Annotated in this window: 17 protein-coding genes and 3 pseudogenes; 10 read left to right on the top strand and 10 right to left on the bottom strand. The window is 69.8% G+C overall.

Going from position 1 to position 16,539, the window contains the following annotated elements; all coding sequences use genetic code 11:
* Positions 1-28 precede the first annotated feature (28 nt).
* On the top strand, positions 29-1,288 hold the full coding sequence (locus tag ACW69E_RS16330) for a sensor histidine kinase (protein ID WP_457498974.1): 1,260 nt from the start codon (positions 29-31) through the stop codon (positions 1,286-1,288).
* The gene (locus ACW69E_RS16325) at positions 1,285-1,959 is read left to right on the top strand and encodes a response regulator (RefSeq protein WP_457498973.1); all 675 of its coding nucleotides are present in this window, start codon (positions 1,285-1,287) and stop codon (positions 1,957-1,959) included. The genes ACW69E_RS16330 and ACW69E_RS16325 overlap by 4 nt, the downstream gene beginning before the upstream one ends.
* 254 nt (positions 1,960-2,213) lie before the next feature.
* Here ACW69E_RS16325 and ACW69E_RS16320 read toward each other — a convergent pair whose 3' ends face one another.
* Complete coding sequence (locus ACW69E_RS16320; RefSeq protein WP_457498972.1) at positions 2,214-2,471, bottom strand: hypothetical protein; 258 nt, start codon at positions 2,469-2,471, stop codon at positions 2,214-2,216.
* A 90-nt stretch (positions 2,472-2,561) separates the two neighbouring features.
* On the opposite strand from ACW69E_RS16320, the gene ACW69E_RS16315 reads away from it, so the two are divergent.
* Positions 2,562-5,969 (top strand): HelD family protein, encoded by a 3,408-nt coding sequence (locus ACW69E_RS16315; RefSeq protein WP_457498971.1) that lies wholly within the window; start codon positions 2,562-2,564, stop codon positions 5,967-5,969.
* A 202-nt stretch (positions 5,970-6,171) separates the two neighbouring features.
* Here the strand turns inward: ACW69E_RS16315 and ACW69E_RS16310 are convergent.
* Positions 6,172-6,318 (bottom strand): annotated as a pseudogene (locus tag ACW69E_RS16310) (peptidase C39 family protein); the annotation flags it as partial.
* A 342-nt stretch (positions 6,319-6,660) separates the two neighbouring features.
* Between ACW69E_RS16310 and ACW69E_RS16305 the strand changes: the two are divergent.
* Complete coding sequence (locus ACW69E_RS16305; protein WP_457498970.1) at positions 6,661-6,840, top strand: helix-turn-helix domain-containing protein; 180 nt, start codon at positions 6,661-6,663, stop codon at positions 6,838-6,840.
* 452 nt (positions 6,841-7,292) lie between these two features.
* Positions 7,293-8,414: pseudogene (locus ACW69E_RS16300) on the top strand (tyrosine-type recombinase/integrase); the annotation flags it as partial.
* Positions 8,415-8,546: 132 nt separating this feature from the next.
* Here ACW69E_RS16300 and ACW69E_RS16295 read toward each other — a convergent pair.
* Positions 8,547-8,918 carry a DUF6188 family protein gene (locus ACW69E_RS16295; protein ID WP_101254584.1) on the bottom strand — a complete coding sequence of 124 codons (372 nt, stop codon included), beginning with the start codon at positions 8,916-8,918 and terminating at the stop codon, positions 8,547-8,549.
* Positions 8,919-8,920: 2 nt separating this feature from the next.
* On the bottom strand, positions 8,921-9,169 hold the full coding sequence (locus ACW69E_RS16290; RefSeq protein ID WP_241524768.1) for a hypothetical protein: 249 nt from the start codon (positions 9,167-9,169) through the stop codon (positions 8,921-8,923).
* Positions 9,170-9,653: 484 nt separating this feature from the next.
* Here ACW69E_RS16290 and ACW69E_RS16285 point away from each other — a divergent pair, with 484 nt between their 5' ends.
* The 3 genes and pseudogenes from ACW69E_RS16285 to ACW69E_RS16275 all read left to right on the top strand — a co-directional run.
* Positions 9,654-10,196: a transposase domain-containing protein gene (locus ACW69E_RS16285; protein ID WP_457498969.1), complete on the top strand. Its 543-nt coding sequence runs from the start codon at positions 9,654-9,656 to the stop codon at positions 10,194-10,196.
* Positions 10,187-11,023, top strand: coding sequence for a transposase (locus tag ACW69E_RS16280; RefSeq protein ID WP_237878363.1), 837 nt, complete (start codon positions 10,187-10,189; stop codon positions 11,021-11,023). Before ACW69E_RS16285 ends, ACW69E_RS16280 begins: the two co-directional genes overlap by 10 nt.
* 351 nt (positions 11,024-11,374) lie before the next feature.
* Positions 11,375-11,521 (top strand): annotated as a pseudogene (locus ACW69E_RS16275) (site-specific integrase); the annotation flags it as partial.
* Between the two features lie 152 nt (positions 11,522-11,673).
* On the opposite strand, the gene ACW69E_RS16270 reads toward ACW69E_RS16275, so the two are convergent.
* Together ACW69E_RS16270 and ACW69E_RS16265 are read right to left on the bottom strand one after the other, a co-directional pair.
* Positions 11,674-12,000, bottom strand: a complete 327-nt coding sequence (locus ACW69E_RS16270) for a hypothetical protein (protein ID WP_237878364.1) — start codon at positions 11,998-12,000, stop codon at positions 11,674-11,676.
* Positions 12,001-12,016: 16 nt separating this feature from the next.
* Positions 12,017-12,382: a hypothetical protein gene (locus ACW69E_RS16265; protein ID WP_457498968.1), complete on the bottom strand. Its 366-nt coding sequence runs from the start codon at positions 12,380-12,382 to the stop codon at positions 12,017-12,019.
* A 176-nt stretch (positions 12,383-12,558) separates the two neighbouring features.
* Between ACW69E_RS16265 and ACW69E_RS16260 the strand changes: the two genes are divergently transcribed.
* A protein-coding gene (locus ACW69E_RS16260; RefSeq protein WP_457498967.1) for an IS630 family transposase occupies positions 12,559-13,634 on the top strand; the annotation gives its coding sequence in 2 pieces (ribosomal slippage) (positions 12,559-13,018 and positions 13,018-13,634; 1,077 coding nt in all).
* Positions 13,635-14,059: 425 nt separating this feature from the next.
* Here the strand turns inward: ACW69E_RS16260 and ACW69E_RS16255 are convergent.
* The 4 genes from ACW69E_RS16255 to ACW69E_RS16240 are packed head-to-tail and all read right to left on the bottom strand — an operon-like array spanning position 14,060 to position 15,531.
* Positions 14,060-14,347 (bottom strand): hypothetical protein, encoded by a 288-nt coding sequence (locus tag ACW69E_RS16255; protein ID WP_457498966.1) that lies wholly within the window; start codon positions 14,345-14,347, stop codon positions 14,060-14,062.
* Complete coding sequence (locus ACW69E_RS16250; RefSeq protein WP_457498965.1) at positions 14,344-14,655, bottom strand: hypothetical protein; 312 nt, start codon at positions 14,653-14,655, stop codon at positions 14,344-14,346. Before ACW69E_RS16250 ends, ACW69E_RS16255 begins: the two co-directional genes overlap by 4 nt.
* A complete protein-coding gene (locus tag ACW69E_RS16245; protein ID WP_457498964.1) occupies positions 14,649-15,077 on the bottom strand; it encodes an ATP-binding protein in 429 nt (142 codons plus the stop codon). The genes ACW69E_RS16250 and ACW69E_RS16245 overlap by 7 nt, the downstream gene beginning before the upstream one ends.
* 46 nt (positions 15,078-15,123) lie before the next feature.
* Positions 15,124-15,531, bottom strand: a complete 408-nt coding sequence (locus ACW69E_RS16240) for an NUDIX hydrolase (protein WP_457499027.1) — start codon at positions 15,529-15,531, stop codon at positions 15,124-15,126.
* Between the two features lie 111 nt (positions 15,532-15,642).
* On the opposite strand from ACW69E_RS16240, the gene ACW69E_RS16235 reads away from it, so the two are divergent.
* Positions 15,643-16,431 (top strand): GntR family transcriptional regulator, encoded by a 789-nt coding sequence (locus tag ACW69E_RS16235; RefSeq protein WP_457498963.1) that lies wholly within the window; start codon positions 15,643-15,645, stop codon positions 16,429-16,431.
* The last annotated feature ends 108 nt before the right edge of the window (positions 16,432-16,539 follow it).

Genomic DNA, 16,539 nt, shown 5'->3' with positions numbered 1-16,539 from the left:
CACAGCCGCCGCGCCTAAGCTGGGGCCCATGAGCTCAGGGGGAGGGCAGCGCCCGCGTGCGCTGCCCGCCGGCGCGCCGCGCCGGTGGGTGCGGCTGCTGCCGTGGGGCGCGGCGTTCGTGCTGTGTGTCGCCCTGCTGCCCACCACCATCCATGTGCTCGGCACCGACTACGGCCTGAATGGCGGCGTGGCGAGCATGCTGGCCGTCGCGCAGACGGCACCGCTGCTGCTCGCCGTCGTCCGTCCGCTGCGGGCCTGGTACGTGGTCTTCACCGCGGACGTGGCCGGGGCGCTCGCCATACTCGCCGTCGGCCTCGAAGAGCGGCTCCTGTGGCCGTTCCCGCCCATGGAGATCGTCGGGTACGTCGGCCTCTGCATCGCCCTCGGCCTGCGCGAGCCGCGCCGGACGCTCGTGCCGGTGTGGCTGGCGACGGTGGGCGCGGGCATCGGCCTGGAGTTCGCCGCGCCCCACGGCACGAGCGGCAACACAACCCTGTTCATCGTGCTCAGCGGCGCCGTGCTCGTACTCTGCGGTGCGCTCCGCGAGCGGTACGAGGCGCAGCGCAGGCTGGCCGAGCAGGAGACGATCAGCGAGGCCGAGCGCGGCCGGCGGACGCTGCTGGAGGAACGCGCCCGCATCGCGCGCGAACTGCACGACGTGGTGGCACACCACATGTCCGTCATCACGGTGCAGGCGGACACCGCGGTGTACCGCCTCGGCGGGCTGCCGCCGGACGTGCGGGAGGAGTTCACGTCCATAGCGGCGACCGCGCGCGAGTCGCTCGGGGAGATGCGACGGCTCCTCGGCGTGCTGCGGAACGAGGAGACGCACGGCGAACTCGCGCCCCAGCCGGGCCTGACGCGGATCGGGCAGCTGGTGGAGGCGACGGTGAGGGCGGGCGTGCCTGTGGAGTTCACCCCCTGCGACGTCGACGTGCCCGAGGTGGTGGGCCTGGCCGCGTACCGCATCGTCCAGGAGGCCCTCGCGAACGTCGTGCGGCACGCGCCGGGCGCTCCGGCACAGGTTTCGGTTTCGGTGTCGAAGTCCGTTCCGGGGGACGGCGCGCGGCTCACCGTCCTCGTCGTCAACGGACCGCCGCCCGCCCCGCCCTCCGTACCGTTCGAGGAGGACCGCACCGGGCACGGCCTGGTCGGCATGCGGGAACGGGTGCGGCTGCTGGGCGGCGAACTGGACACCGGGCCGCTGCCGGACGGCGGCTTCCGGGTGGCGGCGCGGCTGCCGGTGACGCCGCCGGTGACGGAGAACGACAGCGAGGGAGCGGCATGACGATCCGGGTCATCATCGTCGACGACCAGGCCATGGTGCGGGCCGGCTTCGCCGCGCTGCTGGCCGCCCAGAGCGACATCGACGTGGTGGGCGAGGCCCCCGACGGCGCGCAGGGCGTCGAGCTGAGCCGGCGCACCCACCCCGACGTCGTGCTGATGGACGTCCGCATGCCCGAGATGGACGGGCTGGAGGCAGCACGCCACATCCTGGAGCCGGCACCCGGTGTGACACACCGTCCGCGCGTCCTGATGCTCACCACCTTCGACATCGACGACTACGTCTACGAGGCGCTCCGGGCGGGCGCGAGCGGCTTCCTCCTCAAGGATGCGCCCCCGGCCGACCTCATCGCGGCGGTACGCGTCGTGGCCTCGGGCGACGCGCTGCTCGCCCCCTCCGTGACACGCCGCCTCATCGCTGACTTCGCCCGGCAGCGTCCCGCGGCCCGGGGCAGGCCCGCGCTGCGGCTCAAGGCTCTGACGGAACGCGAGACCGAGGTCCTCACCCTGGTGGCCCGCGGCCGGTCCAACGCGGAGATCGCGCAGACGCTGGTACTGGCCGAACAGACGGTCAAGACGCACGTGAGCCGCGTTCTGAACAAGCTCGGTCTGCGCGACCGCGCCCAGGCGGTGGTCTTCGCCTACGAATCGGGGCTGGTGACCGCGGGCGAATAGCGCGGCTTCCGCCGCGGGAGGGCATCGGGGCAGGGAAGCCGGCCCCGTCAGGCGGGTATCCCCCCTCCGTGGAGCGACTTGCGCGGAGGGCCGCATGATGCGCGGTCACGAGCACGGGCGTTGTCCGTGGTGGACGTGGTGGATCCCGGACGCGGCCCGCCCGGCCACGAGCCCCGGCGGCCCGCGGGACGCCGTCCGGGGGGACGTCCCGTAACCACCGGCCGTCCGGGGCGGGGGCGCCTGTGGGCCGGTGATCAGCGGAAGTCGAGCGGAACGCCCTTGTCCACGCAGCACTTCATGACATCGATCAGCCGACCGGTGTCGTCGACGCGCCGTTGGAGGACGGGATCGTCGGCGACCGGTAGCCGCTCGCCGGCGATCGCCTTGGGCCCCTTCTCGCGATCCGGCCGCGCCGATGGTTCCGCTCCGTCACCTTCCTCGTACGGGCAGGTCCGCGTCCGGCGTGCGGAGGCCGGCGAGCCGGCCCTCGAACTGGCGTCCTGACTGCCCACGCCTGTGGAGTCTCTGATAGTTCTTTTCGTGGGGCCCGGGTGTATGCCCGGCGCGGCGCCTCCCGGGGTGCTGCAAGGGAGGGGAAGTACATGAGCACCACCGCACGCGACGCCGTCATCGCCATCGAGCAGAAAGCGGTGGACCGCGCCTACGACTGCTATGAGAGGCAACTGGCCGAGATGACCGGGCAGTCGGTCGCCACCGCCTCCGCCAGCGGGAAGGACGGCGTCGCCAACCGGATCGAGGCAGAGGAGCGGGCCGCGGCGTACGGCGGCCTCGGCAGCGCGTCGCTGGTCACCAGCCGGGTCGATGTGCGGGAGGGGGCCGATGCCGCCCCCGAGACCTGGTACATCGGCCGCCGTGGCGTCCGCGACCCCGCCACCGGGGATCCGGTGGTCCTTCTGTGGACCAGCCCGCTGGCCAAGAAGTGGGGGGAGGCGCTGCCCTCCGACCCCGGTGAGGTGCTCCTGCGGCGGCAGTTGCGCTGCGCGCAGCGCATCGTCGAGGACTACCTCGACGAGATCGCCGTCGCAGGCACCGTCCCCCGGCCCCGGCCGGCCATGGACGACGCCGAGCCCGCGGCACCGGAAGACCGGGCAGCGGAGCCGGCCGCCGCCCCTCAGGAGCGGCAGGCGCCGCGTCCGCAGGTACCCACCCCGGGCGATGTCGTGCGCATCCAGCGGCGCAAGCCTCCGCAGCCCGACGACTTCCTCCTGCGGGAGCTTCAGCGTTCGCGCGGCGGCCGCATGCGGGACATCGTGGAGACCATCCGCCGCGACCAGATGGACCTGGTCACCGGCTCGCCCTCCGACATCCTCGTCGTGCAGGGCGGTCCGGGTACCGGTAAGTCCGCGATCGGTCTGCACCGTGTGACCTGGCTGGTCCACAACGACCACTTCAAGGCCCAGGACGTCCTGGTCATCGGGCCTCACCAGAGGTTCCTGGACTACGTCGGGCAGGTCCTCCCCACGCTCGGCGTCCGCAACGTCAACGCCGTACAGCTGACCCGCCTGTGGGACGGCGAGGTCCTCGGCTCCGACAGCCCGCAGGCGCGGCTGGTGAAGTCCGACGAGCGCATGGCCGCCGTCCTGCGGCGGCGGGTGGAGGGCGAGTGCCGTCCCGAGGCCCTCGACGGCCTCACCACCGCCCCCTCCTTCGAGGGCGACGAGCCGGCGTTCACCGTCACCGCCGGCAGCACCATCCTGCGCGTTCCCCGCTCGGAGATCCTCGCCGTCCTCGACCGGGCCCGCGATGGCGACGGCGCCTACCGCGAACGCCGCGACCGCTTCCGCAGCCTGCTCGTCGACCGCCTCCTGCAGGAACTCATCGCCGTCTCCCCGCGCCGCAGCCGCGACAACACCATCCGCCGCGACCTGGAACGCAACCGCCGGGTCGAGCGCCTCGTCGAGCGCGTCTGGCCGTCACCGGGTGCCAGGGAGGCGCTCCGCAGCCTGTACGACTCGGCCGACCTGCTGCGTGCCTGCGCCGACGGCATCCTCACCGAACAGGAGCAGGCCGCCCTGCACCGGCCCCGGGCCACCGCGGCCGCCGACGAGCCGTGGACCCTGGACGACCGCGTCTGCCTGGAGGAGCTGCGGTACCTCATCGAGGGGGAGACGCCCCGGCGTTACGGGCACATCGTCATCGACGAGGCCCAGGACCTGACCCCGATGCAGGCCCGCTGCCTGCGCCGCCGCTGCGCCGCGAACGGTTCCATGACCGTCCTGGGGGACCTCGCCCAGGCCACCGGCCCCCACACCTACACCGACTGGGACCGCCTGGGCGCCCTGCTGTCCGACCACGGCGACTGGCGCGTGGCCGAGCTGAACACCAGCTACCGCGTGCCGTCCGAGATCATGGAGTTCGTCGCGCCCCTGGCCCGCGCCGTCGCTCCCGCCCTGCCCTATCCCCGGGCCGTACGCGAGGCCGGCGGGGACGCCGTGCGGACGGTGGCGACCGAGCCGTGGTCGCTCCTCGCCGACACCGTCGCCCAGGTCACCCGCCTGGTCGGCACCAGCGACGGGCACACCCTGCGTTCGGTGGCCGTCATCGTCCCCGACGACTCCAGCTGGCTCGGTGAGATCAGCCGCCAACTGGACCTGGCCGAGGGCGTCACGGGCCAGGAGCGCGAGGCGGTGTCCGTCCTGGCCGCCGCCGACGCCAAGGGCATGGAGTACGACCACGTCCTCGTCCTCGAACCCGCCACCATCGCCGACCGCGGCCCGGCCGGCCTGCGCCGGCTCTACATCGCCCTCACCCGCAGCACCCAGAGCCTGACCGTCCTGCACACCTCCCCACTCCCCGAGGCCCTCACGAACACCGACGACACCACCGAACAGCCGACCCCCGCTTCCGCACCGGACACGGCGGCGGGCGACCTCCTGGAGGCCGACATCCCGGAGGTCGGCACCGACCTCCGCGTCCGCGTACTCGGCCACACCAGCGGCGGCAACTACAAGGTCGAAGCCGTCCCACCCACCACCGACCGCCCGCTGCTCCTGGCCGTGCGCCACGGCTCCACGCCCCCTGCCATCGGAGCGGAGCTGGACGTCTGGGTGCTCCGCCACGACTCCACCGTCAGCTTCGTCACGGCCGACGAGCGCGGCCGCAAGCCCATCTCCCCCACCATGGCCAAGCGCTACGCGGACGCACTCGGCGTCCTCGGGGAAATGGCCGGCGGCGACGTACCCAGCGATGCCCGCGCCCGGCTCTCGGAACTCAAGGGCATGGCCAACCGCTGCCTGCGCCTGGACCAGCACGACTGGCTGGACGTCTGGCGCGTGCTCGGCTCCCCGGACAGGGCCCGCCTGAACCTGCTGCGCGACCTCGCCGTGAACACCGACCGAGCACTCGCCTCCGGCGCCGCGGACCCGAACCGGATCGGGGCCGACCTGGAGCGCAGCGGCTGGGCCGACGCCCTGTCCCACGCACGACACACCCTCGAGGAACGCCTGGCCACCGCGACCGTCCCGATGGGGAACGACGAGCACACTCCCACAGCCCCGCAGCAGCCCGAGCCGGAGGAACCCGCCCACATGCCCACCACGACAGGCACCGCTGCCGCGAAGACAGCCCCGGGCACCGCTCTCGCTCAAGCCCTGGAGGTCTCGGCAGCGGCCGACCGCACCTGCAAGACCCACGAGGCGGTACGTCTGGAGCTGATGGCGGCCCTGCTGCGGGCGGACCGGCAGCCGACCAGCTCACCGGTCATCGACGTCAGCTGCGCCACCGAGGACGGCCACAGCCTCTACGAGGTCCTCGGCGCCGGCCTCTCCGCCCACCCCGACCTCCGCTCGGGCGCAGCCCGCCTCCTCGAGATCAACCACACCCTGCCCACCCCCGCCGACCGCCTCTATCTGGTCCTGTCGGAGCCGCCCGCCGAGGAGTGGTCGGTCGGCGCCGTCCACGAGGTCTTCGGCGTCCGGGTCCTCTGGCGCACCCCCGGAAGCTGGGGCGGCCAGGACACGGAAAGCGCCCTGGGCTCCGGCCAGGCATGACCCCTGCACCGGGAACAATCCGCACGACCTGCGGAACAAGCGGTCCGCCGTGCCCCTGGGCGGCGGTGTTCCCCTTCACGAGGTGTCGCGGTGGATGGGGCACGCCTCCATCAGAGTCACGGCGGACCGCTACGGCCACCTCACCGCCGACGGCAGCGAGCGCTGCCGGCAGGTGATCGGGGCCGTCTTCGACGGCGCCGGGTCAGCGGATGCCGAGCGCGCGCAGGGCGCGGTGCTGACTCGGTGCTGGCTTTGCCGGGAAGAGGATGTAGCAGATGCCCCCCGTACCGCTTCTGACCCGGCCGTTCGCGTCGTAGCGCTTGGTGCGCAGCCAGATGTTCTCGAACTGCTACAACGCGCCATACCAGAAGCGGTACCCCACGGCAAAAGACCAGCTCAACGGCGTGGGCCCGTCACCTACGGACGGGCCCACGCCACCCCCGTGCTGACTCGGCGCTGACCCCCGTTGCCGTCCGTTCCGGTCCGCCCGGGTCTGTCGTGCTGGTTCGGTGCCGACTCCGCCCACCAGCCCGGGACATCGGCGCCCTCCCCGCACCACGCTCCCCCACCCAGACGACCAACCTCTCACCGAGGGTGACCGTCTACCAGAGGAACGGACAACGCCTTTGGCGCGGCCGCTCCTCCTCCATACCTTCGTCCTCACCAGATGATCAAGTCATCCGGAGGCATCATGACCGAGCCACTCTGGGATGTCGCCGCCCTGGCCGAGTTCCTCGGGAAACCCGTCGCCTGGGTCTACGACAACCACGTCAAGGAAGCCATCCCCAGCTTCCGCATCGGCCGGCAGCTGCGCTTTCCCCCCACCGAAATCCGGGAATGGATGGAGCGCAAGTGCCGCACAACGACATGAGCAACACACACTTCAGGCCCTGACTCCCTCCCCTGCAATTGAAGCCCCTCCTCATCAGCACGCCGTACCGGACCACAGCAGCAGACAGGCTCGATATGGCTCTGGCCACAACTGCTGTTCTTATAGAGGATGCTGGTCAGGCAGCAGGAGGGCAGCATGCAGGACGACTTACTGGTGATCGGACTCGACTTGGGGACCGGACGCGAGGTGCATGTCGCCGAGCGGCCGGTGCAGCACCGGAGGACCCATGGGCACAGCGGCGCACACCCGCTGTGTGCTTCCACCGCTTCCACAAATTCAAGGCCCCGAAAGGGATCCGGGTACCGCTGGTGATCCACGGACGCCTGGGTAGAAGAGTCTGCCCGCACTTCGCACACCCGGCCGGAAAAGCCTTGGCCGGTGGTCGTCATCCCAAGACGGTCTGACACCTCACCACCAAACCCCCTGGCCTGATCGCCGTCAGCAACCGCGGTCTCCCCGTTCCCTCCGCGTAGGGCACCGTCGGCGCGTACCTGACGTACTGGCTGGAGAATGTCGCCGTCCACCACCTGCGTGAGAACACCCACACCCGCTACACCACCTGCATCAACCGCTACCTCATTCCCGGCCTGGGCAAGAAGAAGCTCACCAAGCTCACCGCCAAGGACGTCCGCACCTGGCTCAACCAGCTCCGCACCACCTGCCAGTGCTGCGCACACGGCATCGACGCCCGGCGCGACCAGCCCCGTTGCTGCGCCGCCGGCCAGTGCTGCTCCAAGCGGCTCTCCCCGCTGACACTGACCTACATCCACTCCGTGCTCAAGTCCGCCCTGGAGCACGCCGTCCGCGAGGAGGAGATCCCGCGCAACGTCGCCCGTAACGTCCGCACCGGCACACCCCGGCCCCGACGCTTCGAACCCCTCACCGCCGACGAAGCCCGCCAGTTCCTCACAGCCGCGCGCGGACACCGGCTCCATGCCCTGTTCGAACTCGCCCTGCACACCGGACTCCGCAAGGGCGAACTCCTCGGCCTCCGCTGGGAAGACCTCGACCTCGACCGGGGCACGGCTGCCGTCCGCCGCACCTTGCAGCGCACCAGCACGGGCGGACTCACCACGTTGCCCACCAAGACCCGGTCCTCCGAGCGCCGCATCGCCCTCCCCGCCCGCTGCCTCCAGTCGCTGAAGCACCACCACGAGCAGCAGCAGCGCGACCGTCACACGGCAGGCACCGAGTGGCAGCACAGCGGGTACGTGTTCATCACGCCGCAGGGCAGGCCGATCGACCCGACCAACCTCACCCGCACCTTCACCACGCTCCTCCGCAAGGCCGGCCTCCGCCGCATCCGCTTCCACGACCTCCGCCACTCGACCGCCACCCTCCTCCTGGAACAGGGCGTCGAACTCGTCGTCATCAAGGAACTCCTCGGCCACGCCCACATCGGCGTCACCGCCACCGTCTACGCCCACGTAAGGCTCCGCCTCCAGCGCGACGCCATCGACACCCTCAGTACCGCCCTTGACAGCCCTGCCAACAACGAGTCGACCCGCGACGACGGCAACGACCCGCCGCTGTGCGGAGCCACCGTCCACTGACGTTGCCGTCAACTACTGCCGTCAGACACCTCTGTGGCCCCGCCGGGAGCTTCCCGGCGGGGCCACAAATTTGCTCTTGCACGCACCAGGAGATGCGATGCGGAGGTCAGGATTTCCGGCTACCGCTGAATATCACTCCCCACTCCACACTGCAATCTCCCCTCCTGGCATGCAGGTCACTCGCCGCCCCTTCGGCCCGACAAGCCCCCAGGCCTCATAATCGTCATCCGGTCGGACGGTCAGTTTCGTGCCGCTTTCAAATTTGATCAGGAGATCCCCGACCTTTCCTACCTCGGCCTCAGTAATCACGTCACGGGCCAGTCGAACGAGATAGAGTGCCGCAACCTCCGGGGATTCTGGATCGAAAGACACATGTTCCCCGGACGAGACCTGAAGAACCGCCTCGGTCTCGACGCGCAGCTCGTAATCCTCGCTGGTCAGGACCGTAAGAGCCGCATCGAAGCAGACACGGGTAACTGCTTGACCCTGAAGGTTCAGGTTCATGCCTACCACCCCACCGGAAGCGGATAAGTGCCATCAGGATTCATCGGGATATGCGTAGCCGCTTTCGATCCGGGTTTTCCGTCAAGCCCGATCGGCTGACCATGCTTGTTATGGAAACGCACATAGCCATTCGGGTACATGCCGGTCGGATTCATCACGCGAACCATGTCGGCATTTCCGGTCGACCCAGGCTTCTGCCACACACTTCCCTTGCCGTTATCAGCAGTCCGCGCCACCCAATCGTCACCCACGCCAGTGGGACGCTGAGGGCCGATGACGGGGGGACACGGTGTCGAATTGTGAACGAGGACCGGCGTCTCGCCCGCCAGCACATAGTACGTGTGCTCGCCAGGCGGCCGTCACCTGCATTTTCGCTGGTCAGCGAATTCCGGCCGGTCCGTAGGTGTGCGTGGAAGTGCCGTGCTGTGCGCCCCTGTTGCCGTCGGCGTTGCCGTCAGACGGCTGCGCGCGTGAGGGCGGTGGAGTGGGCTTTGGCCGGTGTCCTGCCCGAGTTGGGGTCGGGCATGGTCAGGGGGCCGTACGCTGGCCCGGCAACTCGGGCAGGCTGTGATCCTGCCCGGAATTTGAACGAGTGGCCCCCTGGCCTTGCCCGACGCGGGCCCCGGCCCGGGGAGGTGGGTAAAGCCCAAGACCGGGAAGTTAGGCGGGTATGCCGTCTGTCAAGACTGCGGTGACGGTGGTTGACGCGGCAACGGAGCCCCTGTCGAACTGTGAGTGTCGAGGTCACGGTCCAAGGGAGCTCCGTTGTCTGTCCAGTGTGCCACCGCGCCGCAGGCGCGGGGACGGTTTGGGGTGTGGCTGCCGGGCCAGTTGGGGGCGTTGACCCGATGGGTGCCGCCGCAACTGGTGGATGAGGTGGTCCGGGTCACGGGTCGCACCGAGCGTCGGGTGCGGCTGTTACCGGCCCGGGTGGTGGTCTACTTCGTGCTGGCCATGGTGTTGTTCGGCGACTGCGGCTACCGCGGGGTGTGGGCGGCGCTGACGGCCCGATGGCCGCACACGGCGGTCCCCGATCCCTCGACGGCGGCGCTGCGACAGGCTCGCCGCAGACTGGGACCGGAGCCGCTGGCGCTGCTGTTTGACCGGTTGCGCGGTGCGGTCGGCACTGCGGCCACGCCCGGGGTGTTCTGGCGGGGGCTGCGGCTGGTGGCCTGGGACGGCACCTGCCTGGAAGTGGCCGACAGCGAAGCCAACGTGACTCACTTCCGCCGGCACGCCTCCCGCACCACGCGCCCGGCTACCCCCAGGTGCGGCTGACCGCGCTGGTCGAGTGCGGTACCCGCGCGCTGATCGACGCGGTCTTCGGACCCCAGCAGTACACCGAGCTGCCGCAGGCTCGGGCCCTGTTGCCGTCGCTGCGGCCGGGGATGCTGCTGCTGGCCGACCGGGGTTACGACGGTTACGAGGCGCTGCGGGATACCGCGGGCACCGGCGCCGACCTGCTGTGGCGGGTGCAGAGCGGCCGCCTGCTGCCGGTGATCGAGCCTCTACCGGACGGCACCTACCTGACCCTGATCACCGAACGCCGCTCCGGGGACCGGCTGGCCCGGTGGCTGCACCGCGGCCGCATCGCCCCCATGCCCACCGGCCTGACCGCGCTGACCATGCGGGTGATCAGCTACCAGATCACCACCACTGCAGCGGACGGCGCCTGCCGCACGAGCACCGTGCGCCTGGTCACCACCCTGCTCGATGCCCAGCGTTATCCGGCCGCCGAGCTGGCCGCGCTCTACCACCAGTGCTGGGAGATCGAGACCGCCTATTTCGGGCTGAAGGTCACCCTGCGCGGCGCCGACCGCGTCCTGCGCTCCCGCACCGTCGACGGCGTCGAGCAGGAGCTCTACGCCCTGCTGGCCGTCTACCAGGCCACCCGGCGGGCCATCACCGAGGCCGCCACCGTTGCCGGTCTCGATCCCGACCGGTTGTCGCTGACCGTCGCGCTGCACACCATCCGGCTCACCGTGGCCAACGCCACCATCGGTGCTTCCTCGGTTTTGACCGCGGCCCTGGTCCACCCCCGCAACCTGGCCCCGGCCCGACGCCGCTCCCGCACCAGCCCCCGCTGCGTCAAACGCACCCTGTAGCCGTATGCCTACAACAAGACCAAGGGCAGCGTCGGACGCAAGGCCGCCGTGACGGTCACCGTCACTCTGACCTGCCACCCCACCACCGAACCACCCTAACTTCCCAGTCTTGGGGTAAAGCCCACGGAGCCGACCGCCCCCACGTCCGGACCTTCGGCTCAGCCAACTCCCCGCCATCGCCTTGCCGTCGGCCTGGCGTTCGCCGTGCGGGCGCGTCCGGCTCTCTCCGCGCTTCCGGTCGTCCGCTGTGCTGTCTTTGCGCGGCCTGGTCGCTGGCCGGCCCGCGGTGGCGGAGCCGAGAGCGGGCCGGGTGGGCGGCCGTGCCGCGCGCGATCCGCGTCAGCGGGTCGCCTTGAACAGGGCGTCGAACTCGTCGTCATCAAGGAACTCCTCGGCCACGCCCACATCGGCGTCACCGCCACCGTCTACGCCCACGTACGCCTCCGCCTCCAACGCGAAGCCATGACTGCCCTCGGCAACGCTCTCAACCGCCCCTGACCCACGCACGGAAACGGCGGGGAACACTGCTGATGTTCGCCGCCGTTGCCGTCAACTACTGCCGTCAGGGCAGGACGTAACGCCCCATAACGGTCATGAAGCGGCCCCGCCTCTTCGCCTGAGCGAAGAGGCGGGGCCACCCCTGTGGATGATCAGACGATTGGCTCGCCCGCCACTCCGCTAAATCCAACGAGTCCGTTCCTCTTCGCCATGTTGAGAATCTCCGGGAGATAGTCAAGTTGGCGGACCGAAAGGGTCAGGAGGACGTACTTGCCTGCATCGTCAGGCTCCTCCTCCAGGTCAAACTGAGACGGCTCCAGAACGTCGTTCACGTCCGGCCACCTAGCCAGCAATTCCTCCCGAAACCGCAACACGTCGGGGCTTACGGCGAGGGCGCTAGTGTCACCTTCAGCGAGGGCGTCAAAGACTTCCTCGGGGTCCCCGACGCAACGCTTCCAGAAGCCGAAGTCGCTACTCACTGGTCATCCTCTCAGGTTAGGGGTTGCAGATCGGACACTCTGTACTGCGACGGACTACCGAGGTTTCAAACCCGTACGTCTTCGCTAGCCATTCATCCTTCCTTCGCTGGCCCCTTGTGTAGTTCGATTTATTCACCTTCACCTCGTAAAGGTGAAGATTGCCGTTTGGCTGCCTGACCGCGATATCCACTTGACGAACGCCGTGGGGAGTCCAGAGTTCGAGCCCGTTCCCGTAGCTCTCGCTGTATATATCGGACTTCTTGTAGAACTTCTCAAACGTCGCCGTCATTTCATCAACACCGGCGGCACCCCTGGCTTTGTCGTGCTGACGGACGCCACAGTTGCTGTTGTGAACGAGTACCGGTGTCTGCCCCGCCAGCACATAGTACGTGTGCGCACTGGGTAGACGTCACCTGCGTTTTTGCAGGTCAGCGAAAGTTTGCTGGTCCGCTGGCGTCCGTAGAAGTGTGCTGGGGTGCGTCTCGGTTGCCGTCATCGTTGCCGCTGAGGTTGAAAGGGTGGGGTGACAGCGGGTGTTGGCGGTGCTACATCCTCGTCATGAGGTATGCGGATGGCGGCGGTCTGACCGCTGTGGGGCGGGCGAAGCGTGAGAAGGTGCGTTTCGATGCCGCGGAGATGTTCGAGCAGGGAGTGCGGCCGCCGGAGGTGGCCCGCAGGTTACGGGTGTCGCGGAAGTCGGCGTACGCCTGGCACGCTGCCTGGGGTGAGGGCGGCAGCGCGGCCCTGGCCTCCAAGGGGGCCGGCGGCTTTCCGTGCCGCCTGGGCGATGCCCAGGCCGAGTGGTTGCAGGCAGAGCTGGAGGCCGGGCCGGCCGCGCACGGCTGGAGCGAGGACCAGCGGTGGACCCTGGCCAGGGTCGCGGAGCTGATCCACCGCCTGTTCGGTCACCGGTACACCCCGCGGGGGGTGTCGTATCTGCTGCACCGGCTGGGCCGGTCACCACAGGTTCCCGTGCACCGGGCCGTCGAGCGGGACGAACAGGCCGTCGCCGCGTGGCGGACGGAGCAGTGGTCACGGGTAAGAGGACGGCCCAACTCCTGGGCGCGTGGATAGTGTTCGAGGACGAGGCCGGACAGGACCTGAAACCCGGTAAGGGCCGAACCTGGTCACGACGCGGGCGGACACCGCTGGTCAGGGTGACGGGCAAGGGTTCCGGCCGGGTCCTGATGGCGGGGATGGTCTGCGTCAGACCGGGCTGCGAGACCCGTCTGATCTACCGGACCCGAACGTACCGGGGCCGGACCGGCGAGAAGAAGGGCTTCCGGGCGCGTGAGTTCGCGGACCTGCTGACCTCTGCCCGTCGGCAGCTCGGCGGTGCCCCACTGATCGTGGTGTGGGACAACGCCAGCATCCATCATGCCAAGTCCTTGCGGGAGTTCTGCGAACGTGACAGCGATTGGCTGACCATCGTCAAGCTCCCGCCCTATGCGCCCGACCTCAACCCCGTCGAAGGCGTGTGGGCCCACCTGAAGAAGTCCCTGGCCAACCTCGCGCCCCGCACGATCGACGGCCTCACCCCACTCGTGAAGAACCGGCTACGCGGCATCCAACGCCGACCCGAGATCCTCGACGGCTGCATCGCCGAGACCGGACTCGTGTTGGAGCCTCCGTAGCTCTGTCACCCCACCCTTTCAACCTCAGCGTCAGAACCGTGCATGGGCTGGAGACCATGCGTCGGCCTTCGGCAAGGTCGGCGGAGCGGGTTTGGGCGGTGTCCTGCCCGGTCTGGGGTCGGGCAGGACCAGGGGGCCGTACGCTGGTTGGCAACTCGGGCAGGCTGTGGACCTGCCCGCAATGTGTCCGAGTGGCCCCCTGGGCTTGCTCGACGCGGGTCCCGGACCGGGTAGGTGCGTAAAGCCGTGGAGCCGACCGGCCCCAGCCACGACGGCGCCTGGTCAGCAACCCGGGGGCTCGCTGCTGGTGCGCGGCCGGCGGACGCCGGGGCGGAGCGGGGCGGAGACTGAAGCGCAGGCCCGGCGGGGAGCCGGGCCGCGTGCGGCGAGCGGAGCGAGCCGCCTTGAACTCGTAGAGAAGGTTGTTACTCGGTCGGCTGGTTGGGCTGGCGTTGGCGGTCGTGCTCGATGGTGTAGGCGACCGTCTCGGCGCAGTGGATGACCATCTGGAGGCGGTTGAGGACGTCGCGGCGGGCGGCCTCGATCAGGTCTTGGTGATTGGGTGTCGGCTCGGTGCTGGTGTGGGGTGTCCAGAAGCCGCGGTGGCTGTGTTCGGTGACGATGTCCTGGCAGGCGCGGACGACGGCGTTCAGGGCGGCGGTGATCTCGTAGCGGTACAGCTGCTCGTTCCGGGCGGCGCGGTCGTGGTTCATGGGCGGGGCCTTGTAGTGGGTCGGGCGGTGAGCAGGTAGCGCACGGCGTCGTCGAAGATCGTGTGGCTGTAGGGCGTGCCGGAGGCGAGATCGGCCAGCGCGTGTTCATGGGCCTGGGCGTCGTCAAGCCAGTGGAGGACCGGCCTTGCGGCTGGTGGGTCGAGCTGGTCGCTGATGTGGCGGGCCCGTTGCTGGAGCCAGCGCAGGGCGAGGCGGGGTGAGCTGGTGGGGTGGGCGCCGAGCCAGAAGGTGCGGCCGTCATCGAGGGTGTGGGCGATCGCCTCGCACCAGTAGGTGCGGGTCAGCATGGCTGGGCTTCCCGCGTGGTCGGCTGCGGTGCGGAGGCGGGGAGGTGAGCGGTCACCGTGTGGCCGTGGCCGTCGTGGTGGATCTCCAGCGCTGCGGCGAGGACGGTGACGATGGCCAGTCCTCGGCCGTGGGTGGCGTCCTGGTGGGGGTGAGTGATCTGCGGGTGCGTAGTGCTGGCGCCGGTGTCGGTGACAGTGAGCGTGACGGCCTCGGGGGTGCGGGTGATGGTGACGCGGAAGGCGGGCCCGGTGGTGTGGGTGACGGCGTTGGCGCCCAGCTCGGTGACGATCAGCGCGGCGTCGTCGGCGCATGGGCTGTCGTGGAGGATGTCGCGGGTCCAGCGGCGGGCGCGGCCGACCTCGGCCGGGAGTCTCGGGCAGGAGAGTTCCCAGACTCGCACCGTACTCGTATACTCGTCCATACAAGTTCCTTCGTGCTGGTAGGCGGCCATGGACAGTGGGTTCGGGCTAGACGAGTTTCACGCCGTCGTGCGCCCGGACGGCCGGCGGGGCTGCCGCGTTAAGGGCGTCCAGGACGCGCACGGCGTATGCCTCGTCGGCGAGTTCGGTGACGTCCTCGCGGGTGGCCCAGCGCAGCGCGTACGTCTCGTCGCCGGTGGTGGGGGAACCGTCGATCGCCTCGCAGCGGAAGACGAGGGAGACGATCAGGCCGGTCATGTTCTTGTAGACGCCGGTCAGGGTCGCCGGAAGCGCGATCTTGATGCCGGTCTCTTCGAGGACCTCGCGCTGGAGGGCCTCGGGGATGGTCTCGCCCGGTTCGAGAACGCCGCCGGGCGGCTCCCAGTGCCCGTTGTCCCTGCGCTTGATCAGCAGGGCCCGGCCGCGGTCGTCAACGATGACTCCGGCGACGCTCACGGAGTGGGGGCGTTCGGCAGTACTCACGGTCCTCGGCTTCCTGAAGCTGGCTAGGCTCTCCACCGTAGCAACGACACTCAGCCTCTCGTCTAGATATCCAAAGGAGTAAAGATGGCGGCCTCCCCTTCCAGTGCTCTCGGAGCGCTGGACCCGACCAGTGACCGCGCGGTGTTTAGGCAGATCGCCGACCAGATCCGCGAAGCCATCGACAAGGGCCGGTTCAAGGAGGGCGACAAGCTGCCGTCCGAAGCCGAACTGGTCGAGCACTACGGCGTCTCCCGGATGACCGTTCGCAACTCGCTGTCCATTCTCCAGACCGAGGGCCTGGTGGTCTCCGAGCACGGCAGGGGCGTCTACGTCCGGCCACGTCCGCCGGTGCGGCGTCTGGCCTCCGACCGCTTCGCCCGGCGCCACCGCGAGCAGGGGAAGTCCGCGTTCATCGTGGAGGCGGAGGCGGCCGGTAGCCGGCCGGAGGTGGACAGTCTGGAGGTCGGGGAGGAACGGCCCAGCCAGGACATCGCCGCGCGCCTGGGCTCCCCGCGGCGGGTGCTGGCCCGTCGTCGCCGGTATCTGCTGGACGGGCGGCCGGTGGAGTTCGCCACCTCCTACCTCCCGCTCGACCTGGCGCGGAACACCCCGATCGCCCAGCCGAACCCCGGGCCGGGCGGCATCTATGCCCGGCTGGAGGAGCTGGGGCACCGCCTGGACCACTTCGACGAGGAGATCAAGGCCCGGATGCCCACCCCGCAGGAGGTGCGGACACTGCGGCTGGCCTCCGGCGTGCCGGTCATCCACCTGATCCGCACCGCGTACGACACCGAGGGGCGCGCGGTGGAGGTCTGCGACACGGTGATGGCCGCCGACGCCTACGTCCTGGCGTACCGGCTGCCGGCCACCTGACGCCGGGGATGGGTGGGGTGCGATGCAGTCCGGTGCGCGGCTGGTTTCGACTCGTACACACCCAGACGCATACTCGTATAGACGAGTGGGCAAGCTGTGTGGCACAGT

Source organism: Streptomyces sp. SS8, from assembly GCF_054072955.1.
The sequence above is the reverse complement of the archived record's forward strand: the minus strand, read 5'-3'. Positions and strand labels throughout refer to the sequence as shown.